This is a genomic window from Marinobacter sp. (assembly GCF_048266785.1).
Classification (GTDB): Bacteria; Pseudomonadota; Gammaproteobacteria; order Pseudomonadales; family Oleiphilaceae; genus Marinobacter.
The window spans coordinates 1-5,859 of sequence record NZ_JBLWYX010000040.1 but is presented as its reverse complement, the minus strand read 5'-3'; the positions used below and the strand labels follow the sequence as shown (position 1 = coordinate 5,859).

General features: G+C 53.9%; 5 protein-coding genes. All 5 read right to left on the bottom strand.

Going from position 1 to position 5,859, the window contains the following annotated elements; all coding sequences use genetic code 11:
* Positions 1 to 262: 262 nt before the first annotated feature.
* The 5 genes from ACN0V1_RS21290 to ACN0V1_RS21270 all read right to left on the bottom strand — a co-directional run bounded on the left by ACN0V1_RS21290 (position 263) and on the right by ACN0V1_RS21270 (position 5,644).
* Positions 263 to 1,039, bottom strand: coding sequence for a TatD family hydrolase (locus ACN0V1_RS21290; protein WP_417546841.1), 777 nt, complete (start codon positions 1,037 to 1,039; stop codon positions 263 to 265).
* 23 nt (positions 1,040 to 1,062) lie between these two features.
* Entirely contained in the window at positions 1,063 to 2,643 is a 1,581-nt protein-coding gene (prfC, locus tag ACN0V1_RS21285; protein ID WP_417546840.1) for a peptide chain release factor 3, read from the bottom strand.
* 87 nt (positions 2,644 to 2,730) lie between these two features.
* Complete coding sequence (rimI, locus tag ACN0V1_RS21280; protein ID WP_291951553.1) at positions 2,731 to 3,219, bottom strand: ribosomal protein S18-alanine N-acetyltransferase; 489 nt, start codon at positions 3,217 to 3,219, stop codon at positions 2,731 to 2,733.
* Positions 3,219 to 4,046 (bottom strand): 2-isopropylmalate synthase, encoded by an 828-nt coding sequence (locus ACN0V1_RS21275; protein WP_417546839.1) that lies wholly within the window; start codon positions 4,044 to 4,046, stop codon positions 3,219 to 3,221. The genes rimI and ACN0V1_RS21275 overlap by 1 nt, the downstream gene beginning before the upstream one ends.
* A 47-nt stretch (positions 4,047 to 4,093) precedes the next feature.
* On the bottom strand, positions 4,094 to 5,644 hold the full coding sequence (locus tag ACN0V1_RS21270) for a 2-isopropylmalate synthase (protein ID WP_417546838.1): 1,551 nt from the start codon (positions 5,642 to 5,644) through the stop codon (positions 4,094 to 4,096).
* Between the last annotated feature and the right edge of the window lie 215 nt (positions 5,645 to 5,859).

The window sequence follows — 5,859 nt, the reverse complement described above, 5'->3', positions numbered from 1 at the left end:
ACAACGTACCAGTCACGTTTTACGGTTTCTGGTTTCGCACTCAGAGTCTTCATTGATTCCGCCTTGAACGCTATAAAAAGAAACGTTAAAAACCGCCACCGGAAAGTGTAGTACACCCGGAGGAGGTTCTGTACCTGTAATTTGATCGGCAGTGACACTATTCGGGGCTGAGATAGTGGCATCGCCTTGAAAAGCCAGGGCGCGAAGTATACTCGAACGATTTTTTAAATCCAACCCCGCACTGCACTGTTTTATGATTCCTTTACTGCCATAACGCCGCACCGTATAGCGCCTCCGTGTTTGAAAATAACGCAGAGGCCAGATATTCCGGTTGTTCACCCCGGATTTCCGCAAGACATTCGAGTATCTGACGCAAATAAACCGGTGAGTTATCGCCAACTGCGACGCCTAGCGGTGCCATGTCTGGTGCATCCGTTTCAAGCACCAGACTCTCGAGAGGCAAGCGTGCAACGGCCTCCCGTGTTTTGCGTGCTCGTGGGTGCGTAATTACCCCACCTACCCCGATAAAGCACCCTTGATCGATCAGCTTTGTTGCCTGCTGGTAACTACCGGAGAAACCATGCAGCAGAGCCTTGCCGCTCCAGCTCGTGCGCCTGAGCGTGGCATGAATCTCATCGTGGGTCCTCACCGAGTGGATAACCAGTGGATAGTCGAACTTCGATGCCAACTCAATCTGCGCTTCAAACCAAGGGCGCTGAGCGGTCAACTCACCATGCAACCGATCCAGCCCACATTCGCCAACGGCTATGCAGCGGTCGGGCTGGCGGCTTAATAGCTGCTCCAAAGCGTCGAGATCTTCGGTGGAATGTTCGGCGACAAACCACGGATGAATGCCCAGACAATAGAACAGCCCCGAGTGTGCCAGAGCGGTATTGCTGATGCGCTCCCAGTCCGGGCGACGTACACCGGGGATAACCAGGCCGACAACCCCAGCCTGTGAAGCAGCCTCAAGCTCGCTGACCCGGCGACCTTCGAACCCTGGAAAGTCAAAGTGACAATGGGCATCAACCAGTTTCAAAGCTACCTCCTTCCACTACCGGATCAATGCTCCCGGGTTTTGTGGAACTCCACGTCGGGATATCGCTCCTGAGCAAGATTCAGGTTTACCATGGTTGGTGCGATATACGCGAGTCGGTCACCGCCATCGAGCGCCAGATTGTCGTTATTCTTTCGCTGGAATTCATCCAGCTTGCGATCATCCGGGCAGGTTACCCAGCGTGCGGTTGCGACATTGATAGGCTCATAAACAGCTTCGACCTTGTACTCGGTCTTGAGGCGACTGACCACTACATCGAACTGCAGGACACCAACCGCCCCAACAATCAGATCGTTGTTGCGCACTGGCCGGAAGACCTGCACGGCGCCCTCCTCAGAAAGCTGTATCAAGCCCTTCTGAAGCTGCTTCGCCTTCAGCGGGTCTTTCAGCCGTATACGGCGGAACAGCTCCGGCGCAAAATTGGGAATGCCGGTAAATTTCATGTCTTCGCCGGCAGTAAACGTATCCCCTAACTGAATCGTGCCGTGATTGTGCAGGCCAATAATATCGCCTGCATAGGCTTCCTCAGCATGCGCACGATCACCGGCCATAAACGTCAAGGCGTCAGAGAAGCGCACTTCCTTTGCGATCCGCACATGTCGGGCCTTCATGCCTTGGGCATATTTACCAGACACAATGCGCATAAACGCAACTCTGTCCCGATGTTGAGGGTCCATGTTGGCCTGAATTTTAAAAACAAAGCCAGTGAAAGCTTCATCATCAGGCTGTACCAGCCTCTGGTCCGTTTCCCGAGGCTGAGGCGCGGGAGCCCAATCAATAAGCCCATCCAGCATGTGATCGACGCCAAAGTTACCTAGCGCCGTACCAAAGAACACCGGAGTCAGCTCACCCGCCAAAAACGCCTCAAGATCAAACTCATGGGACGCACCCTTCACCAGCTCAACTTCATCCCGCAAATCACTCGCGTAACCACCGAGGGCAGTATCGAGCTCGGGATTGTCCAGTCCGCTAATTACCCGAACGTCCTGAATAGCGTGGCCCTGGCCGCCCTGATACAGAATTACCTCATCACGTAGCAGGTGGTAAACGCCTTTGAAGCTTTTACCCATACCAATAGGCCAGGTAATAGGCGCGCAGGCAATTTTCAGAACATCTTCCACTTCATCCATAAGCTCTACCGGATCACGGGTCTCACGATCCAGCTTGTTCATGAAGGTCAGAATAGGTGTGTCCCGGAGCCGGGTCACCTCCATCAGTTTGATCGTGCGCTCCTCAACACCTTTTGCGCTATCGATAACCATCAGGCAGGAGTCGACTGCCGTCAGTGTGCGATAGGTGTCCTCAGAGAAATCCTCGTGGCCCGGAGTATCCAGCAGGTTCACCAGTTTGCCACCGTAAGGAAATTGCATCACGGATGTGGTTACCGAGATACCTCGCTCCTTCTCCATCTCCATCCAGTCAGACTTCGCATGCTGACCGGATTTTTTCCCCTTGACCGTACCCGCCCTCTGTATAGCGTGCCCAAACAGAAGGACTTTCTCGGTAATCGTGGTTTTACCAGCGTCCGGGTGAGAGATGATTGCAAAGGTGCGGCGTTTAGCCACTTCCTGGGAAAGGTGAGACATAGTCTAAAAGAAACCTGCGTCAGATGTTCGTAAAAGGCAGCCATTATAGGGGCTAAGGGGTCATTACGCGAACAGAAGCGACAACCGTCAAGACTGCAGCAACAGCGTCATTATTCGGGCATCTTCACGCCCGGAAGCAGCGGGATAGTACCCTGGGCGACGACCTGTTTCCTCAAAGCCTTCCGCGCGATAGAGCTTGCTTGCAACTTTGTTGCTCAACCGCACTTCGAGGATAACCTGATTCATACTCTCGCGGGCTGCCTCTGTACGAAGGTGACGCAACAGGAACCTTCCCGCCCCCAGGCCACGATATCCGGGATGAACACAAAGGTTCAGGAGCTGCACCTCATCCAGCACATAGGACACTACGACATATCCAATTAACGAACCGCCCTGGCAAGCTCCCCATAAACGGTAGCTCGGCTTGAAACAGTCCAGAAAGATTCCTTCGGTCCAGGGATGGGAGTACCCCTGCCGTTCAATATCCAAAATTTCGGGTAAATCCTCCGGCTCCAAAGGCCGTATTATCAAACCCGCCCCCGAGGCATCGCGGTATGAGCCCTCCTTTTTCCGCATCAGGCTCTGACCAACGGTTTCAGCTGTTCCCATAGAGAGCGCTTGGAGCCTGGATTACTGGCAAGCTCGGCCAGAGAATACTCAAACTCTATATCGGGAGAACGCTCAAGTGCATCTGCCAACCAGCCATCACGCCCGGCTTCCAGGTCAGCACTCCCGATACGGCCCAGAATAATCACTTTCTTGTGGGCAGAGCCTCCCAGCACATGTTTCATAACGGACATCAGGTCAGCAACAGAGCCACCTGCCACAAGGCGATTATTGAAGACCGGCCACTGGACCCATTCCGCAGATTTTGTCTGCACCTCCCCAAGGCTCTTCAATATGTTCACAGCGAGCGTCTCCTGCAAACGAAGGCTCGCTTCCTTGGATATAGCGGCTATCAGGATGTGACGTTCACCGGAAAATACCCCAACGTTCAGGCTGAACGCCTTACCTGGCTGTACATGAGGAGCCTGAGTCGGCACAGCATTGTCTTGCTCATCACCCAACTTCAACTCTGCGTCTACCGAAGGCTTCTGAACTGGCAGTTCCTTGTCCGATATGTCCCCATTTTTATCCTCCATCAACGCCTGAAGGCTGGCAATTCGCCGCGCTCCGCGCTGATCGGGTTGGGATGGCAAGGGCGCCGAGCGGGAGGGGACTGCGTTTGCAGGAGTTGAAGCAACCGGGCCGTGAATCTCGACTAACGGCTGAATCAGCTCATCCGGTTCCGGAAACTTGAACCCAGGGCTGGGTGCGGCACCCGGCAGGGCTTCACGGGCATACCACATGCGAATGCCTGCAACACCGAGATAGAACTGTCTCTGCGCTTCAGTGTGCATCATTCAAACCACCCACCGACCCGCGATATGGGCGGAAGGCTCCGAATAATTCAAACATCCGCCACCTGGGGATGCTGCCGGATACCACTGCGACTGATCAGGTTAAGGGCTTCGATGTAGGCTTTGGCCGACGCAATAATAATATCTGTATCGGCGCCCACCCCGTTTACGATTCGGCCACCACGCTCCAGCCGGACAGTTACCTCGCCTTGCGCGTCTGTGCCACTGGTGATGTTGTTCACCGAGTAGAGCTGCAGATTACAACCCGAATCGACAAGCGACTCGATGGCCTTGAATGTTGCATCGACTGGACCACTGCCCTCAGCCCCTACTTGGTGTTCTTTTCCATCCATCGTAAGTGTCATGTTTGCCTTGGGCACTACCCCGGTTTCAGAGCAAACCTGGAGGCAAACCAGCCCATACCGACCGTCTTCATCCTTTTGCCGAGTGTCGCTGGCAATCGCCTGCAGGTCTTCATCAAAGATTTCATGCTTCAGGTCAGCCAGAGCCTTGAAGCGGGTGAACGCCTCGTTAAGTTCGGTCTCGGTTTCAAACTGAATACCCAGCTCAAGCAAGCGTGTCCGGAATGCGTTGCGCCCGGAATGCTTGCCCAACACCAGGCTATTGGTATGCCAGCCGACATCCTCCGCTCGCATTATTTCGTAGGTTTCGCGATGCTTGAGCACGCCATCCTGATGAATACCGGATTCGTGGGCAAAAGCGTTCGCTCCAACAATGGCCTTGTTCGGCTGCACCGGAAAACCGGTAATAGTAGAGACGAGTCGTGAAGACGGAACTATGTGACGGGCGTCTATCCGGGTATCAATGTTGAACAGGTCCTGCCGGGTACGAACTGCCATCACGATCTCTTCCAGAGAGGCATTGCCGGCACGCTCGCCCAAGCCGTTAATTGTACACTCTACCTGTCGGGCTCCACGGGCTACCGCGGCGAGTGAGTTGGCAACGGCAAGCCCCAGATCATTGTGGCAATGTACAGAAAATATGGCTTTATCCGCATTGGGAATGCGGTTGAGCAACTGATGAACAGTTTCAGCAAACTGCTCCGGAATCGCATAACCGACGGTGTCAGGAATGTTGATTGTATTGGCGCCAGCGTCAATCGCTGCTTCAATGATTCGACAGAGAAAATCCAGTTCAGAGCGACCAGCATCCTCACAGGAGAACTCAACGTCATCAACATGGCTGCGCGCGCGCTTCACAGACCGGACAGCCTGCTCAATAACCTCGTCCGGTTGCATTTGTAGCTTGTGCTGCATATGAATAGGCGATGTAGCAATAAACGTATGGATACGGCCGCGTTCCGCCGGTCGAATCGCCTCAGCCGCTCGATCAATGTCTTTATCCAAGGCCCTTGCAAGGCTGCAAATCGTTGAGCCTTTGATGGTTTCAGCAATGGATTTAACGGCTTCAAAATCACCCTGGCTTGCAATTGCAAACCCGGCCTCTATGACGTCCACGCGAAGCTTCTCAAGTGCTTTGGCGATCCGAAGCTTCTCCGCCTTGTTCATGGTGGCACCAGGGCTTTGCTCGCCATCCCGGAGTGTCGTATCAAATATGACCAGATGATCGTTGCCAGACATTGAGGTGCTCCATATCGCATTTGGTTTTATGGAAAACAGTATATCACCGGGAGGTATGAGGAGCAGCGTTCCGCTGCCTGGCGAGTCGATTTTCAGACAAAAAAAAGCCCCGGCAGCAACGCTGTCGGGGCGATTCTAATTAAGAGTCTGACGATGACCTACTCTCACATGGGCAAATGCCACACTACCATCGGCGCAGGCCTGTTTCACTTCTG

Excerpts from the sequence above, each read along its gene's own strand:
- prfC (WP_417546840.1), bottom strand. The coding sequence starts at position 2,643 with ATGTCTCACCTTTCCCAGGAAGTGGCTAAACGCCGCACCTTTGCAATC.
- rimI (WP_291951553.1), bottom strand. The coding sequence starts at position 3,219 with ATGCGGAAAAAGGAGGGCTCATACCGCGATGCCTCGGGGGCGGGTTTG.
- ACN0V1_RS21275 (WP_417546839.1), bottom strand. The coding sequence starts at position 4,046 with ATGATGCACACTGAAGCGCAGAGACAGTTCTATCTCGGTGTTGCAGGC.
- ACN0V1_RS21270 (WP_417546838.1), bottom strand. The coding sequence starts at position 5,644 with ATGTCTGGCAACGATCATCTGGTCATATTTGATACGACACTCCGGGAT.